Below are 20,899 nucleotides of genomic sequence, written 5' to 3' on the forward strand. Positions count from 1 at the left end.
ATTTTTAAAAAGAATGAAAAACTGTGTATTTTATACAAAATAGGGGCTGTAGATTATTTATAATGGATAATGAAATTAATTATAGTTTTTAAAGTAATTTTAGTAAAGTGTTTAAGGGAATGAAAAAATCATAAGAGGATGCGGCTTGAATTTTCTTATATTTAGTTATAACTTAGTATAGAATTACAATTTAGGAGGATTATGATGGCTAGAAAGATTTATAACGCAGAGAGAGCATCTGTATCAGGACCGTATTCGCACGCGGTTGATGCTGGCGAGTTTGTATTTTTATCAGGACAAACTGCCATGAATACTGTCGGAGCAACACAAATGACAGGGGACATTGCTACACAAACGAAAGAATGCTTTGCCAATTTAATTGAAGTGTTAAAAGCGGGCAATCTTACACTTGATGATGTAGTAAAAGTAAATGTGTACCTAACAGACATGAATAATTTCACAGCAATGAATGACGTCTATAAAACATATTTTCAAGATCCATATCCTGCAAGGACATGCGTAGCTGTATTAGCATTGCCGCTTGGAGCAGAAGTTGAAATTGAAATGATTGCCAAAAGATCGTAACGAAATTCTATAAGGTGCCTGGCCCCACAATCATACCCATATCTTAAGTCTATTCTACTGAATTTGACACTAGATACTGAATCGTGGTGCCAGGCACCTTTACTTAGGACAGCTCCCTCATATTAACGCGCAACTTCTTTATTTACTCCACAAAACAAATTTTCCAAAAAAATCAAACTTCAAAACTGGTGCATTTATAGCGGCTATTAATGGGATTATAATAAAAAAATGCAGGGGAGACTGAATATGTCTACTTTCGATATAATTATTAATAATGGTAAGATTGTTACAGCTGAGTCCATCGTCCAAGGTGATATCGCTATCAAGGATGGAATATTTAAAGAAATTTCTATAGACAAGCCGCTTGAGGCAGATGCTGATAAGGTCATTGATGCTAAAGGGCTGCATATTCTTCCTGGATTAATTGACACTCATGTTCATTTTAATGAACCAGGGAGAGCGGAATGGGAAGGTCTTGATACAGGGAGCAGAAGTTTAGCTGCTGGCGGAGCCACTACATTCTTTGATATGCCTCTAAATAGCACACCTCCAACGATTAATAAGGAAAATCTTGAGATAAAAAGAAAACTTGCTGAAGAAAAATCCATTGTTAATCCTCGTTTCTGGGGTGGACTTGTTCCGGAAAATATCGAGAATTTAAAAGAACTTCATGAAAATGGTGTTATTGGTTTTAAAGCCTTTATGTCTCCAAGTGGCATTGAAGATTTTAATCATGTTGATGATGAATCAATCTTTAAAGGAATGACCGAAATTGCTTCACTTGGTTCTATTCTAGCTGTTCATGCCGAGAGTACAGTGATTTGTGACCAGCTTGCGCAAAAAAAACAGCGAGAAGGAAAAACGTCTGCGCGGGATTTCGTGGAATCGAGACCGATCATATCGGAGATTGAAGCAGTTAGAAGAATCCTTTCTTATGCAGAAGCGACAGGCTGTAAGTTGCATATTGTCCATGCAAGCAGCCGAAAGGTAGTCCAAATAATTGAAGAGGCGAAGCGCAAGGGCGTTGATATAACAGTTGAAACTTGTCCGCATTACCTTTCTTTAACTGTTAAGGACTTAGAAGAATTGGGTGGAATGGCCAAATGCTGCCCTCCGCTTCGTGATGAAGAGGAAGTGGAAGATTTATGGGCGGCAGTTGCGAACGGCGAGATCGATGTGATCGGTTCTGATCATTCACCAGCACCAGCAGACATGAAGTTGATTGAAGGGAATTTCTTCGAAGGATGGGGCGGTATTTCTGGTGCACAATCTACTTTGAATATTTTGTTGACAGAAGGATATTTTAAACGAAAACTACCTTTAGAAAAAATTGTTGCCTTAACAGCTACAAACCCGGCAAAATTATTTGGACTATCAACTAAAGGAACGATTGCTGTTGAATATGATGCCGATTTGACACTAGTCAATTTAGAGGAAAGCTTCGTCCTAAAGAATGAGGATTTATTTTACCGCCATCAACATTCACCATATGTGGGAAAAGCATTCAATGGAAAGGTAACAACAACAATAGTAAATGGTGAAGTTGTTTTTGAACACGGAAAAATAACTAAAGATAATTAACTCTAAGAAGACGAGTAATGAAAGGCTAGGAGTTTTCCTTGGCCTTTTTTCCATTTTTGCCTCTATAGTCAAATAGACTGAATTGGGCTTAAATAAACTATAAGGATAATTTTAATATGAAGAAAGGATTTGCAAATTATGGAATTTAGAATTAAAGATTTGTTGAAATTCCCTTCTCTTAAAGATGCAGTAGTTCTAAGTGGAAAAAATCATTTGAATAAAGTGATTAAGGGAACAACTATTATGGAAGCTCCAGATATAACTAATTGGCTTACAGGGGGAGAATTAGTTTTAACAAGTCTTTATCCCGTTCGTAATTTTAGTGAAGAGGAGCATCATCAGTTTATTGCCCAGCTAGCTGAAAAAGGGGTAAGTGTATTAGTCATAAAAATTCACCGTTTTGTTTCGGAAATACCGATGTCCATCATAAATGCTGGGGAAAAATCGGGATTGACGATCATTCAGCTTCCAAAGGAAGTTCCCTATGTTGATGTCATGTATCCAGTCATGGGAGAACTATTTAATAATCAAGTAAAAAAGCTGCAATACTACAAGGAAATCCATGATCGGTTTACAGAATTATCTCTAGCAGATGAAGGGCTGGAAAAAATCATAAAGACGTTGGAGCAGTTGATCGGCAATCCGGTCGCCCTCTTTGATCGCCATTTTCATTGTATTGAGACAACTTTTCCTTCCCTGACAGAATTTAAAATTATTGAGAAGGTTTCCTATTATAACCAAAAAGAAGGGATAAAATTTCCGCACTACCGACAAATCGTTAAATATCCAGCTTTAAATGGACAAAAGGGATTCCAAATCGTTGTTCCAATAGAAACGATTAATCGTATAAAAACATATTTGCTAATTGGCGAATTTAATAAGCCGCTTCAGGAACTAGATTTAATTGCGGTTGAAAATTGTGCAATCTCTTTATCTCTTGAGTTAGTAAAACAATTTGCCGTGGCAGAAGTTAATAAAAAGTTTAAAAATGATTTAATTGATGAACTGATCGGCGGAAAAGTCCAGCAGATGAATGTAGTTTTTCAAAAGGCAAATGTCATTGGCTGGGATTTAAGTGGATCATTCGCAGCGGTTCTATTCAAAATTTCCTCAGAAAAAGATACAACTACCACTGATCAGAAGGAAAATAATCGAATTCTTTCCGTTCAAAATTATGAACTGGTGTATGAAGCCATTCACCATTATTTGCCCGATGGAATTATCCGAAGCAGAAGCGACTTCGTGATTGTCCTTTGGAAAATAAGTGATGGGGACTTAAAGGCTGGCAACTGGATGGATCATATTAAAGATACGGCAAGGAAAATCCAGATTTCTATAAAAAATCAATTAAAGGACAATTCCGTTCGGATTGGAATTGGCAGTTTACAAAAAAGCATAATGGAAATTCCCCAAAGTTTTAAAGAAGCTCAAGACGCCCTAGAAATAGGAGAAATTATTGGCGGCAAAGAAGCTATTACGGTGTTTTCTGAATTAGGGATTTTTCGTCTTTTATACAAATTAAATGACTCTGCCGTCTTAAGCAGCTTTATCCCACAATCATTGCAGAAGCTGCTCCATTACCAGCATGCTAATAAGAAGGACTTATTAATAACGCTGAAAACATTTTTGGAATGTAACCAAAATGCGACAAAAACATCTCAGATTCTTTATATACACCAGAAAACAGCTGTCTATCGTTTGGAAAGAATAAAAGACATTACCGGGATGAATTTTGAAGACCCTGAGGAAATGTTATCTGTTCAAATAGGATTGAAAATTGTCGATATACTTAATCGAAAAGAGGCTGTCTTATAAGGTGCCTGGCTCCACACTATACCAACATCTAGTTCTATTTTGGACACTAGATATTGAATGGTGGTGCCTGGCACCTTTGCATTGGGCAGCCTCTTTTCGTTCCTATTGCTCCACATAAAACCCGAGAAGTAATCCGAAATTTTCCAAAACGGGCAAAAAACTTCATAACATACGCGGGAAAATTATCTGATATAGATAAAAAAATAAAAAATCCTTAGCCATTACGTATAAAGACTAACAGGCTTAAAAGGATTAAGATTAATACATATTGGTTGTAATTACATACCGACTCAAGGTTATATAGTAGTCTAATAAAAATCTCTTAAGTCACGAGCATAATAATGACTCAAAAGACAGACCTTATAGCTAGATTGAATAATTTTTTTATTAATTGGAAGCGCTTTTGCTGCGCTTAGTCAAGGAACCTATTATGGACCTGCATACCGGAAAGCAGGATTTTGGTTTTTATATTGCAATTATCATTCTCTTAATTGGATTTTTCTTAGTAAATTTAAGAAAACACCAGTTCAACAGTAAATTAGAACACCTAAGAAAGGAAGGTACATATGACAGACGGTACACAAGAAAAATCTATGTCTGCCCTTAATGGGCTGGCAGAAGAAACAAGTGGAAAACTGGATTGGTTGAGCCAGTATGGCAAAGACCCTGAAGGTGGCGTAACCAGATTATTATACTCTAAAGAATGGGTAGACGCACAGCATGCATTGAAAGAATGGATGGAGAACGAAGGCCTAGAAGCCCGTTTTGATGAAATTGGTAATTTATTCGGAACTTTAAAAGGAAAAAATACAAATGAAACCGTTCTAACTGGTTCACATGTTGATTCCGTGAAAAACGCAGGTAAATATGATGGTCCTTACGGAATTGTCTCTGGGATTTTAGCGCTAAAATATTTAAAGCAAATATACGGAGAACCGCTTCGAAATATTGAAGTCGTATCCATGGCAGAAGAAGAAGGAAGCCGATTCCCATATGCCTTCTGGGGTTCAAAAAACATCGTAGGATTAGCTAAACGTGAAGATGTAGAAAACATCAGTGACTTTGAGGGAATCCCATTTGTTGAAGCGATGAAAAACGCAGGTTTTGGTTTCAGAGACGAAACTAAGGAGCCGCGCAAAGATTTAAAAGCATTTGTTGAGGTTCATATAGAACAAGGAAGCGTGTTAGAAACTGAAAAGAAATCAGTAGGTGTTGTACACAGTATTGTTGGTCAACGAAGGTTTACTGTTGAAATAGTTGGAGAAGCTAACCACGCTGGAACTACTCCAATGGGATACAGAAAAGATGCTGTTTATGCGGCAAGCCAAATGATTTATGAAATGATTTCGATGGCAAGAAAGGTAGGAGACCCGCTTGTTGCAACAGTCGGCAAGATTGAAGTACTTCCAAACATCGTGAATGTTGTACCAGGGAAAGCGATCTTTACGATTGATGTCCGACATACAGATAAAGCAGCGATTGAATCCTTCACTGATCAGCTTACTGCCAAGATTAATGAAGTTTCTAGAGATCATGGTGTAGAAACAACGATTGATATGTGGATGGATGCTGATCCGGTTCCAATGGATCAAAAGGTTGTTGAACTTATTGAGAAACAATGTAAAGAAAATGGTCTTAACTACAAGTTAATGCACAGCGGTGCCGGACATGATTCACAGATTTTCGCTCCAGTCGTGCCAACAGCTATGCTATTCGTCCCTAGCTTAAAGGGAATTAGCCATAATCCAGCAGAGTTTACAGAGCCATCAGACTTGGCTGAAGGTGTTAAAGCACTGATTGGTGCCCTTTATGAATTAGGATATAAAGAATAATTGATGTTTTTATCAGCTGCGTATAATTAGGTTTCATACCTTTTATAATAAAAAATTTTCAAAAAAGAGGAGAATGTATCGATGGGTTATCCAAAAGATTTGCTTTCAAGTAGATCCATAATCAAACATGGTTTATATGCTTTAATCGCACCTGAAGGTCTTGTAAATAATGTAATTCCTGGATTTGAAAATTGCACAATGTCAATTTTAGGATCTCCGCAATTAGGTGCAACCTTTGTTGATTACATCGTTACAATGCACGAAGGCGGAAAGAATAGCCAAGGCTTCTGCGGACAAGCAGATGTTGAATCCTTTGTTTATGTTTTAGGCGGAAAAGTAAAAGCTAAAGCTGACGATCAAGAATTTGTCTTAGAGGAAAGCGGCTATTTATATTGCCCGCCAGGTGTGACAATGTACTTAGAAAACATGGAAGCTGGCGATTCACGTCTATTCCTTTATAAACAAAAATACAAACCACTAGAAGGCAAGAAGCCTTGGGTTGTATCTGGTCATTCAAACGATATTGAATACAGAGACTACGATGATATGCACAATGTTCATATTAAAGATTTATTACCAATGGATATTGATTTTGATATGAACTTCCACATTTTATCTTTCGACCCAGCGGCAAGCCATCCATTTATTGAAACACACTATCAACAACACGGGGCATACTTACTTTCTGGTGAAGGTATGTACAACCTAGATAATGAATGGATTCCAGTTAAAAAAGGCGATTACATTTTCATGGGACCATATGTCCATCAAGCAGCTTATGCTGTTGGAAGAGAACCTTTAACATATGTTTATTCTAAAGATTGTAATCGGGATCCAGAATTATAATAATCCCAACAAAGAGGTGTCACCATGAGATTAAACAGAGAGGACTTGAAAAGTCTAATCAAAACAAAACTGCATAAGGCTGGTCTTAAAGAGGACCATGCTGAAGCAGCAGCAGAAGTGCTCGTATTTGCAGATGAAAGAGGAATTCATTCCCACGGTGCAATGCGTGTAGAATATTATGCTGAAAGAATTGCTAAAGGCGGAATTAACACGAACCCTGAATTTAGATTTGAAAAGACAGGTCCTTGCTCAGGCGTTTTCCATGCTGATGGCGGAAATGGTCATACAGCAGCTAAATTAGCAATGGATGAAGCCATTAAAATGGCAAAAGAAAACGGTATTGCTATTGTTGGTGTGAGAGATATGTCCCATAGTGGAGCGATTTCTTACTTTACCCATCAAGCTGCACAGGCTGATCTTATTGGACTTTCTGTTTGTCAGTCCGATCCGATGGTTGTTCCATTTGGCGGGGCTGAGCCTTATTACGGCACTAACCCAATTGCTTTTGCTGCACCAAGTTCTGAAGAAGGAAAATTCATGACTTTAGATATGGCAACAACTGTTCAAGCTTGGGGGAAAATTCTTCATGCAAGATCAAAGAATGATTCGATTCCTGATACTTGGGCAGTAGATAAAAATGGCGAACCAACGACTGATCCTTTTAATGTGAACGCACTATTGCCAATTGCTGGACCAAAAGGATACGGGCTTATGATGATGGTTGATGTTTTATCTGGTATTTTACTCGGACTTCCGTTTGGAAATAAAGTTTCTTCCATGTACGAAGATTTAACTGAATACCGTAAATTAGGTCAGCTGCATATTGTCATTAACCCTGAATTTTTCGGTGGTCTAGGTGGTTTCAAGAAAGACATTTCGCAATCGATGGATGACTTGAATCAGATTAAACCTGCTCCAGGCTTTTCAAAAGTTTTATACCCTGGGCAAAATAATGACGTTGTAATAGCTGAATATAAGGAAAATGGCATTGAAATTGTTGATGACATTTATGAGTATTTACGTTCTGATGTGATTCATAACAATCAATACGATCACAAAGACCCATTTGCTAAGTAATAAAATAAACAGGTAACGATGAATTTTAAGGGGTGAGAGGGAATGAGATTATCAAAAGAGCAATTGCACGATTTAATTGCTACAAAGCTTAATAAGGCTGGATTAACAGAAGATCATGCTAGCGGAGTTGCAGATGTACTTGTACATGCAGATGCAAGAGGTGTTCACTCTCACGGCGCGATGAGAGTGGAATATTATGCTGAAAGAATTGCTAAAGGCGGACTAAATAATAATCCAAATTTCAAGTTTGAAAAAACGGGTCCATGTACAGCGATTTTCGATGGAGATAATGGAGTAGGCCATGTGGCAGCAAAGCTTGCAATGGATGAAGCGATTAAAATGGCAAAGGAAAATGGAGTTGCTGTGGTAGGTGTAAGTAGAATCGGCCATAGCGGTGCACTTTCTTACTTTGTTCAACAGGCTGCAAATGAAAATCTAGTTGGAATTTCAGTTTGTCAATCCGACCCGATGGTTGTTCCTTTTGGTGGATCAGAGCCTTATTACGGTACAAACCCAATTGCTTTTGCTGCACCAGGCAAGGACGGAGAGCACATTACTTTTGATATGGCGACAACTGTACAGGCTTGGGGGAAAATCCTTCATGCAAGATCGAAAAATGAATCCATTCCTGATACATGGGCTGTTGACAGCAATGGGGAACCGACAACGGATCCTTTTAAAGTAAATGCGTTAGTTCCGATTGCTGGTCCAAAGGGATACGGGCTCATGATGATGGTTGATGTTTTATCAGGTATCTTACTTGGCCTTCCGTTTGGAAATAAAGTTTCTTCCATGTACCATGATCTCACTGAGTATCGTAATCTAGGACAGCTTCATATTGTTATCAATCCTGAGTTCTTTACAGGAATTAAAGGCTTCCAAGAGGATATTGCAACAACAATGAAAGACCTCAATAACATCAAGCCGGCCCCTGGCTTTGATCAAGTTTCTTACCCTGGGCAAAGAAGTGCTGAAAGGGAAAAGAAATATGAAGAGAACGGCATTGAAATTGTGGATCATATTTATGAGTATTTGACTTCAGATGTTGTTCACAACAATGCGTTCGACAATAAAAGCCCTTTTGCAAAATAAAAAAGAGTTAGAAAAATGAAGGGTGGTCTCCGAAAGTTGCCACCCTTCTTCTATGGAAAGAAAATGTTTGAATTCAAAAACACTTTCGAAAAGTAAGAAAAAAATAAAAAGAGGTGCATGAAAACATGCTTTATACTATCGTCAAACAGAATTCATATCAGGATTCAGTTAACCTAATGCTTCTTACGAATAAAATCTCAACAATGGAAGGCGTTAACAAAGTCCAAATTATGATGGGGACTCCTGCTAACAAAGATATTTTCAAGACTGCTGGTCTTTTCACGGAAGAGCTTGAAGGGGCAGCATCCAATGATATGTGTATCGTTGTTGACACTGATTCAGAAGAAAAGATTCAAGAAGTTCTTGATGAAGTAGATAACTATTTAAGCAACCAAGCAATCAGCAACAGCAAGGAAGCTTTTGAAACTGTACGTTCATGGGATAAAGCTACGCAAGCATTACCAGGTGCGAATCTTGCAATCATCTCTACACCAGGTCAATATGCTGCTGAAGAAGCAGAAAAAGCACTTGATAGAGATATGCACGTTTTAATTTTCAGTGACAATGTAACAATTGAAGATGAGCGTCGCATTAAAGAAAAAGCACATGAAAAAGGTCTTCTTGTTATGGGTCCTGACTGTGGTACTGCAGTTGTTTCTGGTGTTCCGCTTGCATTTGCAAACGTTGTGAAAACAGGAAAAATTGGTGTAATTGGAGCTTCTGGAACAGGTATTCAAGAAGTTATTACAGAAATTGACCGTTTAGGCAGCGGTGTTAGCCATGCAATCGGTACTGGAGGCCGTGACCTCAATGATAAAATTGGCGCAATTACAATGTTAGATGGTATTAAGGCTTTAGCACAACATAGCCAAACAGAAGTCATCACATTGATTTCAAAACCACCTGCAAAAGAAGTTCGTGATGAAGTTGTTCAATTACTTCAAAGCATTTCTAAGCCAGTTGTTGCGATTTTCCTTGGTGAAGAGCCACATAACCATGAAGGAAATGTTTATTATGCAAATACACTTGAAGAAACAGCAGCTATCGCTGTTGATCTTGCAAAAGGTAATGCAATCAAACCAAATTACAATACGCTTCAAGCTGAAGTACCTGCAGTAAACTTAAAGTATGAACAAAAAACAATTAAAGGTTTATATTCTGGCGGTACGCTTGGATATGAAGCAGCTACACTTATCAGCAGAGGACTTAACCTTGGAACAACAGATCATCATGAAGACGGTTATCTTTTAAATGCTAATGGATTTGAAGTAATTGACCTTGGTGATGATATTTATACACAAGGTAAACCGCATCCAATGATTGACCCAGATACAAGAATCCAATTCTTCCAAAAAGCAGCACAAGATGAATCAACAGCCATTATTTTATTTGATGTTGTACTTGGATATGGTTCTCATGAAGATATGGCGGGAGCTCTTATTCCTGGCATCCAAAAAATTCAGAACGCTGCAAAAGAAAATGGCAGAAACATTTACTTTGTTGGAACTGTTTGTGGTACAGATCAAGACCCACAAGATATCGATGATCAAAAAGCAAAACTAGAACAAGCTGGCGTTATCTTACGTGATAGCAATAACCAAGCAGTTTTAACTGCTTTAGCAATGCTTGATATCCAAATTGAAGAAGTACAAAAAGAAGTAGTTTCTGCTAAAGATGCTGCGAATGCTAATATTGCGGTTTCAGAGGCAATCCAAAAATTATTAACAGAAAAACCAAATGTAGTTAACGTTGGATTAAAGAAATTTACAGATGCAATTACCGCAAACGGTGGAAGAGTTGTTCAATTTGACTGGCGTCCAGTTGCAGGCGGAAATCCAAGAATGCGTAAAATCTTAAGTGTACTTCGCTAATCTAAGGAATATATCTAGAGAAACCGATTTACACGACTAATGAATTTTCAGGAGGAAAGCATAATGTACGGACAATATAAAACAATTGATGAAGCAAACCGAGCAGTTATCGATAAAGTAGTATCAAGCGCACCATTTTTAACAGATGTGGTTCCTGCTAAATCTGTTATTCAAGAGTTAAATGGAAAAGTATTACTTCATGCAGGACCACCAATTAAATGGGAAAACATGACAAGCCCAATGCAAGGATCTTGTGTAGGAGCGGCCATTTTTGAAGGCTGGGCATCAAACGCTGATGAAGCATTTGCGATGCTTAAAAATGGAGAAATAGAATTCATTCCTTGTCACCACGTTAATGCGGTTGGTCCAATGGGTGGTATCACATCTGGAAGTATGCCGGTTTTAGTTGTAGAAAATCGTGACGGCGGCAATCAAGCATATTGTACAATGAATGAAGGAATTGGTGCAGTTCTACGTTTCGGTGCATATTCTGAGGAAGTAATTAACCGTCTTGGATGGTTCAGAGATGTACTAGGACCTGTTATTTCAAAAGCACTTAAAGTAAAAGGCGATGGGTTAAACGTAAACGTAGCGATTGCAAAAGCAATTACGATGGGTGATGAGTTCCATCAACGTAATATCGCTGGTTCACTTATTTTCTTAAAGGACATCGCTCCATACATTCTACAATCAGATGCAGATGAAAAAGATAAGCTTGATGTAATCCAATTCTTAGCTGATACAGACCAATTCTTCTTAAATATTGCGATGGCAACAAGTAAAGCAGTTATGGATACAGCAAGAGAAATTCAGCATGGTACAGTTGTAACAGCAATGTGCCGTAATGGATATGAATTCGGAATCCGTATTGCGGGTATGGGTGATCAATGGTTTACAGCACCTGTTAATACACCACAAGGCCTATTCTTTACAGGATATGATCAAGATATGGCTTGCCCTGATATGGGTGACAGTGCGATCACTGAAACATTCGGTGTTGGCGGTATGGCTATGATCGCTGCTCCTGGTGTTACTCGCTTCGTTGGTGCAGGCGGTATGGACGATGCAGTTACCACAAGTAACGATATGATGGAAATTTGTATTGATCATAATTCTAACTTCTCTATCCCAACTTGGGATTTCAAAGGCTCTTGCCTAGGAATTGACGCAAGAAAAGTTGTTGAAACTGGAATCGAGCCGGTTATCAACACTGGTATTGCTCATAAAGAAGCTGGAGTTGGACAAATCGGTGCTGGTACCGTTCGTGCTCCATTAGCTTGCTTCGAAAAAGCAATCGATGCTTATGCAGTTAAACTTGGGTTAATTGACCCTCAATAATTATTAATATCTTCTGTTTAAGTAAGCCCCTGTATGTTAAAAGCATATAGGGGCTTTTGTTGTTGGAAAATCTTTAAAGATTTTCCATTTTTGTTATAAATAATCGTATACTGTTATTAAAGCTGTTTTAACATACGCTGTTTTTGAAGACACAATGTTAAAAAAAGTGGCGTTTAATTAAAATGAGGAGGAGGGGATTGGGAATGAAAAGATTTTTATCAAGTGTAGTACTTTTTGTAGTCGCCGGAATACTATCTGGTTGCACTAATCAAGCAAATGCAGACGAGGCCAAAGAATTTGCTGAATTAATGAAGCAAGTAGAGCAGCTTTCATTGGAAAATGAAGCGTTGCAAAGTATGGTGGAGGAACAAAGGAAAGAGCTAGAGGAAATGAAAGGTAATGATTTCTCAGTTATTCTTGCGAAGGATATTGTAGAATATCCACGTTCACTTTATAAGGAAACTACTCTTGATATTGATCAGGATGGAGAGGACGAAATAATTGAACTATATGTGAATGCAGAGAAAATGGAAAATGATTTGTTTGCATGGGATGATGGACAGACATGGTTATTGGCAGTGAAAGATGGTGAGAAAACCTATCCTCTTTTTGATAATTTTGTTCAATTAGGGTCAATTGAAATGAGTACGACAACCTTCGATGGAAAACCAGGTATTGTCATGTTAGAGACTTGGCATTCTGATATTTATATTCATAAATTTACATACGATGGGGATGCGAAGGGATTTGTTAAAGAAACTTTTTATAAAAAAGAAAATATCAATCAGCAATACAATCCACCTGCCTCCTACGCCTTATTCAAGGACGCATACGAATTAATGGAACAGGCTTTTACCGATAAAGCGGTGAAAGCACTAGGAGCTAGCGAGAACAATCTACAGGAATTAAAGGATCGAGCAGCTGTTTATGACCCAATCCTTGTTGACCTTAGAAGAGCACAATGGTTGTTTAAAACTGTTGGGCTGTTGAATCCTGAACTACAAGTTTCATTAGAGAGCGCAGTTCATTTGCTAAACCAAATGGAAATAAATCCTCCAACATCAGAGCAAATGAATCAATTACGGGACATTCATGATGTATTCAAAGCCAATGAAATCACCGATTTGATTATAGAAGAAGAGAATCGAATTCACCCAGATATCGAGGAAAAGCTTCAAAGATTGGAAGATATTCTTAATGGAAAGAAATAATTAATTTATAGGGGAATTTGGATAGGTTAACTCGAACTCTGTCAGAAACCCTATTATTTGAAAAGTTTACAAGAATTAAAAGAACATAAATACTTTTTAATTCAATTAATGGAAAAAAACAGCGATAACTGAGGTCTAAATTAGTCATTTTTCTAAATGTTATTGACAATATGAATAAATGAGGGTAAAGTTTGTACTTAAGGAAATTGAAAAATTAAATAGTTTATCTCTTATCAAGAGTAGCTGAGGGACTGGCCCGATGAAGCTCGGCAACCGTCTATGTAAATAGATTGGTGCTAAATCCTGCAAAACATTTATTGTTTTGGAAGATAAGAGAGGATTTTATGTATAAATACAGAAGCCTCTCTTTTTTGATAGAGAGGCTTTTTAATATTTTCTTCTTCCAATATAACTACACAGGGGGAACCTCGAAATGAAGAAGCTTGGATTGTTTTTAGCATTATTTGGAATGACATTATTTATTGCCGCATGCAGTAAAGAAAGCGGCGGCGAACTGAACGATAAGAAGCTAGTCATTGGAGCAACGGACGGTCCGCATGCTCAAATATTAGAAGTTGTTAAAGAAGTGGCTGCAGAAGACGGACTTGAGCTGGAAATTAAACCTTTTACTGACTACGTGCTTCCAAATACAGCGTTAGATGAAGGCGACTTAGATGTGAACAGCTATCAGCATAAACCTTTTCTTGAAAAATTTAATGATGACCATGGAACTGATTTAGTCCCAGTTGGGAAAACGATTCTTAATCCAATGGGCATATACTCTGAAACATATAAAAGCTTTGATGACCTGCCAGACGGAGCAAAGTTCGGTTTGCCAAACGATCCGACAAATGGATCACGTGCACTCTTCATCTTACAAGAAAATGGCTACATTAAGCTTGAAGAAGGAAAAGAAGAAACAGCCTCTATTCATGATGTAGTGGAAAATCCAAAGAATCTTGAGTTCATTGAGCTTGACGCAGCACAAATTCCAAAACAATTAAGCGAAGTCGATGCTGCAGCCATTAATACAAATTTTGCAATCGCTGCGGGTCTTTATCCGAAAGAAGATGCATTTATTTTAGAATCAACAAACTCTCCATATGTGAACTATATTGTAGTTAGAGCGGAAAACGAAAACGATCCTGTTGTTAAAAAATTGGTAGAGGCTTACCAAAACGATAAGGTGAAAAAGTTCATTGAAGAAGAATTCCGCGGATCAATCATACCTGGTTTTTAATTAGGTAAAGAAAGCATAGAAAGGAAAAGTCCCCATGATTTTATTAGAACACGTTTCAAAATCCTTTGAGTCGAAAAAAGGGATTGTCAAAGCAGTTAAAGATGTGAATCTTCATGTGAAAAAAGGTGAAATTCATGGGGTGATCGGCTATAGCGGTGCTGGTAAGAGCACATTGATACGCTGTGTAAATTTATTGGAGAAACCTACTAGCGGAAAAGTATTTATAGGCGGCAAAGAAGCTACTTCTTTGCCGCTCAACCAATTACGCGATGTCCGAAAAAGAATCGGCATGATTTTCCAGGGATTCAACCTCTTAAAAACAGCTACCGTTTATGATAATATCGCCATCCCCCTTAAATTATTAGGTTACAGCAAGACGGAAACAAATGAACGTGTGATTAAATATTTAGATATTGTTGGACTGGCTGATAAACATCAATCGTTTCCAAGCCAACTTTCCGGCGGGCAAAAGCAAAGGGTCGCGATTGCACGTGCACTTGCACAGGAGCCCGAGGTATTACTAAGTGATGAAGCAACAAGTGCCCTTGATCCTGAGACAACGGATTCCATTTTGGATTTACTTTTAAAAATTAATCAAGAACTAGGGATTACTATTTTGCTGATTACACATGAAATGAATGTTATCCAAAAAATCTGTGACCATGTATCTGTAATGGAAAATGGTGAAGTTGTTGAACAAGGCTCGACAATTGATTTATTTACAAAGCCTCAGCAGCAGACTACGAAAAAGTTCTTAAATACAATCAGTCAGCGGAAGCTGTCACCTTCATTAATTAGCCAGCTTAATGTAACCGGCAAGGTTTCCCGACTCACTTTTGTCGGAGAAAGTACAGGGCAACCGCTTCTGGCTAAAGTAAGTCAGCAATTTAAAGTTCAGCCCAATATTTTAACAGCGAATATTCTAGAATTGAAAAACGGTATTGTCGGCAATATTGTTGTCCATCTCATTGGTGAACAGCATGATGTGGATGATTCATTGACGTATTTACAAAACCATGGTGTAGGCATCGAGGAATTGGAGGGATAATATTATGTCTGAATTTATTGATAAATGGTTTCCGATTGTCTGGAAATCTGTGCTGGAAACCTTCCAAATGGTTGGCGTTTCCATGGTATTCGCTATCATAATCGGTATCCCTTTAGGGGTATTGCTCGTGTTAACACGTCCTGGCCAAGCTTGGCAAAATCAATGGATCTATCAAATATTAAATCTAGTCATTAATATTTTGCGCTCAGTTCCATTTATTATTTTATTAATTTTCATTTTTCCATTTACAAAATTCATTGTTGGCACAACGATTGGCGTACAAGGTGCCATTGTTCCACTTGTTATTTACACAGCACCATATCTTGCAAGATTAGTAGAATCATCTCTTCTTTCCGTTGATAATGGCGTATTGGAAGCCTATAAGGCAATGGGAATTAAAACGAGACAAATTATTTGGCATGTAATGCTTCGTGAAGCGAGGCCATCCCTTGTCCTCGCTTTAACCATCACCATTGTCAGCTTGATTGGTGCTACTGCGATGGCTGGACTTGTTGGTGCTGGCGGTCTTGGGGATTTAGCCTACCGTTATGGGCATTTACGCTACGAAGAAAGTGTCATGTATGCAACTGTTATCATCCTGATTATTCTTGTACAAAGCTGTCAGTCTATTGGTAACCGTATCTCAGCTCGTTTAAAGAAAGATTGATAGGAGAGAGGAACATATGTCAAACGAACTTTATGTAGAAAAAGATGGAGCGATTGCTTCCCTCATCATCAACCGTTCTCATAAAAAGAATTCATTTACTCTTGCCATGTTTCAAAAGCTTGGCGAGTTATTAGATGAGCTGGAACAAGATAAGAGCGTGAAAGTGCTGATTATCCGTGGTGTTGATGATACAGCTTTTTCAGCGGGTGCCGATATTACCGAGTTTCTAGAAGTGCGTCTTCATGCGGAGAAGGCAAAGGCCTATAATGATTACGCCTTGGAGTCGATTGAAAAATTGTATCGGTTTTCCAAACCAACGATTGCCCTGATTAAAACATTAGCAATCGGAGGAGGACTGGAACTTGCGAACTCATGTGATTTCCGGTTTGCCTCTGCTGGGAGCAAGGTAGGAATTACAGCTGCGAATATTGGCATTGTATACAATTTATCAAGTACAAAAAGACTTTATAATTTGATAGGCCCTTCAAAAACGAAGGAGCTGCTATATACAGCTAAGCTGATTAGTGCAGAACGAGGCCAAGAAATTGGTTTAATTGATTATGTTTACCCAATTGAAGAAATTGAGGAGAAATGCCTTGATTTTGCCGATAGAATTAAGGTGAAATCATCTGTTGCCAACGCCGGCATTAAGAAAGTCATCCAAGCCATTATTGATGGAGAGAACGAAGAAAGTGACTATATTGAAAATGTCATTTTAGAATCATACAGCTCTGATGATTATATGGAGGGCATTCAGGCGTTTTTGGAAAAAAGAAAACCGAATTTCTCGTAAGGAAAAGGAGTCTTTACATCATGAATCAAGCATTAGAAGGAATGAAAGTAATCGACCTATCACAAGTTTTAGCAGGTCCATATTGCACGATGGTTCTTGGTGATATGGGTGCTGATGTCATCAAAATTGAAAAATATCCAAAGGGCGATGACACCCGGTTAATGGGTGCTGCGATTAACGAAGAAAGTTATATGTATATGATGGTCAATCGTAATAAACGTGGCATGTGTCTCAATTTAAAAAGTGAAGAAGGCCGCAACATATTACTTGACCTAATCAAAACCGCAGATGTTTTTATAGAAAATTATCGCCCTGGCGTAACAAAAAAATTGGGCATTGACTATGAAACATTGAAAGAAATTAATCCTGGATTAATCTACTGCTCGATTTCGGGCTACGGACAGACTGGCTCCTATAGTAAAAAGGGCGGCTATGATATTATGGCACAAGGCATGTCAGGGCTGATGGATATGACTGGTGAAAAAGGTGGAAAGCCTGTAAAAGTAGGGATTGCCATTCATGATATCGCTGCAGCACAAACCGCCATTCAATCAATTTTAACTGCATACATCCACCGTTTAAGAAATGGAAAAGGTCAATATATCGATGTTTCCCTTGTTAATGCAGGACTTGCCTGGACTGTTTGGGAGGCTGCTGCTTATTTTGGAACAGGAGAAGTGGCAAAACGGAATGGAACAGCACACCGGGCATCTGCTCCATATCAAGGCTACGAAACCAAAGATGGTTTTATATTAATTGGAGCAGCCAATCAGAAGCTATGGGAAAATTTTTGCTTAAACGTAGTCGATAAACCTCACTGGTTAGAAGATCCCCGCTACGAAACGGTTAGCTTGAGAACAGAACATGTAGATGAACTTGAAGTCGAAATCGAGGGAATTTTAAAACAAAAAGATTCTGCATACTGGCTGAAACTTCTTGAAGAAAACGGAATCCCATCAGGTCCGATCTATTCTTATGATCAAACTTTGAATGATCCGCATATCCTCGAACATGAAATGGTCCTTGAATATGAGCATCCTGCCGTTGGACAAATGAAAACACTTGGCTTCCCTGCTAAATTTTCCGAAACTCCGGGCCAATTAAGAATGCCTGCCCCGCTCCTTGGACAGCACAATAAGGAGATTTTGACCGCACTAGGATATTCTGATGAAGAATATGAAGCTTTAAGAGAGAAAGAAGTTATTAAGTAACGCGAAGGGGACGAATCTCTTGCTTCCAAATTTCAAAGCATCAAGGATTCAAGGAAATTCATATAAAGATCTGTAGACGAAAATTATCATAATGCAGTAAACGAAGATCGAGAACATCTAAACTTTCATCCATAATAGTAATGAAAGGCAACTAACCCTTTGGGCGTTGCCTTTTTACGGTTCAAATAACAGAATTACAGATTTTCTGAGAAAAAAATCAGATGCAAGCATCGATCGTATATTATTAAAATATCACTTTTATTTTTACTAAATCTTGAATACTTCCATCTTTAGCACTTCTTGTAAAAACGTGAAGTTCCCCTGTACTTGCTGTAGGTGTTCTGTCAAATGGAAGCGTACTTCTAAAATTTCCATACTCTGGAGCTCCTGCATCGGCCATTGTAAAGCGCTCTTTGGAAACGATAACTCCACGTACATCTCTTAGTTCATGATTAAGAGCGGCTTCGAATGCTCTTGCTTGTCCTTCTACTCGCTGCCCGTTAACAATTTTTGTCCCAGGAAGAGGAGTCCATACAACAATATTTCGGGAAGTTGGCAAAGGGATAAGCAAATGAAACTTTGGCCAAATAAGGTCTGCTTGATAACCGGGCCGGCCTTGATTTGCTTTGGTTATTCTTGAAAGTGAAATGCCAAATTTGCGCGAAATAGCGGAAAGCGTATCCCCAGATTGTATTTCATAGATAAACAGTGGAACCTGTAATCGTTGATCAGGAACAATAATGTTAGGGTTAGCCAGCTTATTGATACCTGAAACTAAATCGGTAAATGTACTAAACCTCGAAGCGATCCTACTGACAGTATCACCGGATTTGACAACATAAGATACTCTTCCTGATACTGATAGAGTTGGAACTACTAGTACATCTCCTGGAAAGATAAGCCCACGATCTGTAATGGGTGGAATTATGTGGTTTGCCTGTTCGATTGCTTGAACAGAGCTTCCAAACCTGTTGGCTATCGAAAAAAGAGTATCCCCTTTGCGAACTGTATAAATAAAAGCTTTCATCTTAATAATTGTCAATTTACTTCACCTCCTTTTTTGTGCCTTTCTCATAAGTTATGAATATTCAATTTATATGGTATAGGCAAGTTTATGATGGATGAAAATAAAAAAGATAATTATTTTGTCAGCGATTTACGATTTGTTATTGCATTATTCTGATATTTAATTATATAAACAAAACTGAGAGGTGATTCAAATGTCAGAAAAAGTCCGGTAAACACCAGAGAATCAATCTTTTCAGATATATAACGGAATCAGGGTCCTCATTATAAGGGAAAAGGGACACTACTGGTATTGAAGTAATGCAAAGATTCTATCGCTCAACTTTTTAAAATCGAGTAAATAGTTCAAAGAATATGAAGAATCACCAAGGTTAGCATTTAATATACTAGAAATAAAGTCTGAAGTGGGGGAGACAAAATGGTTTGTTTAGGAGATGAGTTATGTTTACCATGTGGAGCTGCAATTAAAAACCGGTTTTTGAAGTCTGCTATGAGTGAGAATCTTGCAACAGTTGATCATGCGCCAACGAGGGAGTTGATTACTCTTTATGAAACGTGGGCAGAGGGTGGTTCGGGCCTAGTTATTACAGGAAACATTATGGTTGATTCTAAGTATCTAGGAGAACCTCGAAATGTGGTCATTGAAGATGAGCGAAACTTACCTTTACTTCAAAAGTTAGCCCAGGCATGCAGCTTAGGGAATACCCACTTATGGGCACAGTTAAACCATCCTGGCAAACAATCTCTAAAGCTATTAACAAAAGAGTCTCTTGCCCCTTCTGCCATTCCTTTAGGTCCGGGATACGATCGTTTCTTTGCACCTCCACGAGAACTTAAAGAAAGCGAAATTGAAGAGATAATAGAGAGATTTGCCATGGCTTCAGCAATTTGCAAGAAAGCGGGATTTACGGGTGTACAAATTCACGGTGCACATGGGTATCTCGTTAACCAATTTCTCTCTCCTGTACATAATCAACGGCTGGATTATTGGGGGGGATCATTGAATAATCGGATGAACTTTTTGACTGAAATGTACTTGGCCATTCGAGCAAAAGTGGGTAACTCCTTCCCTATAGGGATTAAACTTAATTCAACCGATTTCATGCGAGGTGGGTTTTCTGAAGAAGATGCGATCCAAGTGATTCTCCGTTTGTCTGAGCTTGGAATTGACCTAATTGAAATTTCTGGAGGAAATTACGAATCCCCAGTTTTCACAGGGAGAATTATAAAAGAGAGTTCATTAAAGCGTGAAGCCTATTTTCTTGAATTTGCCGAAAGGACTAAAAAAGTTACTGATGTTCCAATAGCTGTAACAGGAGGGTTCAGAACAGCGAAAGGCATGAAGCAGGCATTGGCGCAAGGGGGAACAGATATGGTTGGATTAGCTCGCCCGCTAGCTGTTGAACCCAATATTCCTAATCTAATACTGGATGGTGAAGATTATCTATGCCCTGTTCGCCCAATTAAGACAGGAATAAACGTAATCGACCGTATTGCGCTACTAGAGATTACTTGGTATGAACAGCAAATGGAAAGGCTAAGTAAAGGAAAAAGGACAAAACCAAACTTTCACCCACTCTTGTCTCTTTTATTAACCATTCATAAAAGTGGCTGGAATGTTTTTCAGAAAAGAAGAGCTCGATAATCTGAGTTAAAAATATTTTGT

At 38.2% G+C, this 20,899-nt stretch carries 17 protein-coding genes and 1 riboswitch; of the genes, 16 read left to right on the forward strand and 1 reads right to left on the reverse strand.

Annotation, left to right across the window (positions count from 1 at the left end; all coding sequences use genetic code 11):
* Positions 1-201: 201 nt before the first annotated feature.
* The 15 genes from RRV45_RS05770 to RRV45_RS05840 all read left to right on the forward strand — a co-directional run bounded on the left by RRV45_RS05770 (position 202) and on the right by RRV45_RS05840 (position 18,207).
* Positions 202-585, forward strand: a complete 384-nt coding sequence (locus tag RRV45_RS05770) for a RidA family protein (RefSeq protein ID WP_315667831.1) — start codon at positions 202-204, stop codon at positions 583-585.
* Positions 586-831: 246 nt separating this feature from the next.
* The gene (locus tag RRV45_RS05775; protein ID WP_315667832.1) at positions 832-2,166 is read left to right on the forward strand and encodes an allantoinase; all 1,335 of its coding nucleotides are present in this window, start codon (positions 832-834) and stop codon (positions 2,164-2,166) included.
* 138 nt (positions 2,167-2,304) lie between these two features.
* Positions 2,305-3,981, forward strand: coding sequence for a PucR family transcriptional regulator (locus RRV45_RS05780; protein ID WP_315667833.1), 1,677 nt, complete (start codon positions 2,305-2,307; stop codon positions 3,979-3,981).
* Between the two features lie 593 nt (positions 3,982-4,574).
* Complete coding sequence (allC, locus tag RRV45_RS05785; protein WP_315668944.1) at positions 4,575-5,813, forward strand: allantoate deiminase; 1,239 nt, start codon at positions 4,575-4,577, stop codon at positions 5,811-5,813.
* Positions 5,814-5,894: 81 nt separating this feature from the next.
* Positions 5,895-6,659, forward strand: coding sequence for a (S)-ureidoglycine aminohydrolase (gene allE, locus RRV45_RS05790; RefSeq protein ID WP_315667834.1), 765 nt, complete (start codon positions 5,895-5,897; stop codon positions 6,657-6,659).
* A gap of 24 nt (positions 6,660-6,683) precedes the next feature.
* Complete coding sequence (allD, locus tag RRV45_RS05795; RefSeq protein ID WP_315667835.1) at positions 6,684-7,736, forward strand: ureidoglycolate dehydrogenase; 1,053 nt, start codon at positions 6,684-6,686, stop codon at positions 7,734-7,736.
* A 42-nt stretch (positions 7,737-7,778) separates the two neighbouring features.
* On the forward strand, positions 7,779-8,828 hold the full coding sequence (allD, locus tag RRV45_RS05800; RefSeq protein ID WP_315667836.1) for an ureidoglycolate dehydrogenase: 1,050 nt from the start codon (positions 7,779-7,781) through the stop codon (positions 8,826-8,828).
* A 125-nt stretch (positions 8,829-8,953) separates the two neighbouring features.
* The gene (gene fdrA, locus RRV45_RS05805; protein WP_315667837.1) at positions 8,954-10,699 is read left to right on the forward strand and encodes an acyl-CoA synthetase FdrA; all 1,746 of its coding nucleotides are present in this window, start codon (positions 8,954-8,956) and stop codon (positions 10,697-10,699) included.
* Positions 10,700-10,762: 63 nt separating this feature from the next.
* On the forward strand, positions 10,763-12,037 hold the full coding sequence (locus RRV45_RS05810; RefSeq protein WP_315667838.1) for a YlbE family protein: 1,275 nt from the start codon (positions 10,763-10,765) through the stop codon (positions 12,035-12,037).
* 203 nt (positions 12,038-12,240) lie between these two features.
* Positions 12,241-13,248 (forward strand): bZIP transcription factor, encoded by a 1,008-nt coding sequence (locus RRV45_RS05815; RefSeq protein WP_315667840.1) that lies wholly within the window; start codon positions 12,241-12,243, stop codon positions 13,246-13,248.
* Between the two features lie 227 nt (positions 13,249-13,475).
* A riboswitch (SAM riboswitch) is annotated at positions 13,476-13,584 on the forward strand.
* A gap of 97 nt (positions 13,585-13,681) precedes the next feature.
* The gene (locus tag RRV45_RS05820) at positions 13,682-14,488 is read left to right on the forward strand and encodes a MetQ/NlpA family ABC transporter substrate-binding protein (protein ID WP_315667842.1); all 807 of its coding nucleotides are present in this window, start codon (positions 13,682-13,684) and stop codon (positions 14,486-14,488) included.
* 34 nt (positions 14,489-14,522) lie between these two features.
* A complete protein-coding gene (locus RRV45_RS05825; RefSeq protein ID WP_315667844.1) occupies positions 14,523-15,536 on the forward strand; it encodes a methionine ABC transporter ATP-binding protein in 1,014 nt (337 codons plus the stop codon).
* Positions 15,537-15,540: 4 nt separating this feature from the next.
* Entirely contained in the window at positions 15,541-16,203 is a 663-nt protein-coding gene (locus RRV45_RS05830) for a methionine ABC transporter permease (protein ID WP_315667846.1), read from the forward strand.
* 16 nt (positions 16,204-16,219) lie between these two features.
* Positions 16,220-16,996, forward strand: coding sequence for an enoyl-CoA hydratase/isomerase family protein (locus tag RRV45_RS05835; protein WP_315667848.1), 777 nt, complete (start codon positions 16,220-16,222; stop codon positions 16,994-16,996).
* 20 nt (positions 16,997-17,016) lie between these two features.
* Positions 17,017-18,207: a CaiB/BaiF CoA transferase family protein gene (locus RRV45_RS05840; protein WP_315667849.1), complete on the forward strand. Its 1,191-nt coding sequence runs from the start codon at positions 17,017-17,019 to the stop codon at positions 18,205-18,207.
* 244 nt (positions 18,208-18,451) lie between these two features.
* Here RRV45_RS05840 and RRV45_RS05845 read toward each other — a convergent pair whose 3' ends face one another.
* Complete coding sequence (locus tag RRV45_RS05845; RefSeq protein ID WP_315667851.1) at positions 18,452-19,249, reverse strand: LysM peptidoglycan-binding domain-containing protein; 798 nt, start codon at positions 19,247-19,249, stop codon at positions 18,452-18,454.
* A gap of 402 nt (positions 19,250-19,651) precedes the next feature.
* Between RRV45_RS05845 and RRV45_RS05850 the strand changes: the two genes are divergently transcribed.
* Complete coding sequence (locus tag RRV45_RS05850) at positions 19,652-20,878, forward strand: NADH:flavin oxidoreductase/NADH oxidase family protein (protein WP_315667852.1); 1,227 nt, start codon at positions 19,652-19,654, stop codon at positions 20,876-20,878.
* Positions 20,879-20,899 lie beyond the last annotated feature (21 nt).

Origin of the sequence: Bacillus sp. DTU_2020_1000418_1_SI_GHA_SEK_038, from assembly GCF_032341175.1 — a bacterium.
GTDB lineage: Bacteria > Bacillota > Bacilli > Bacillales > Cytobacillaceae > Cytobacillus.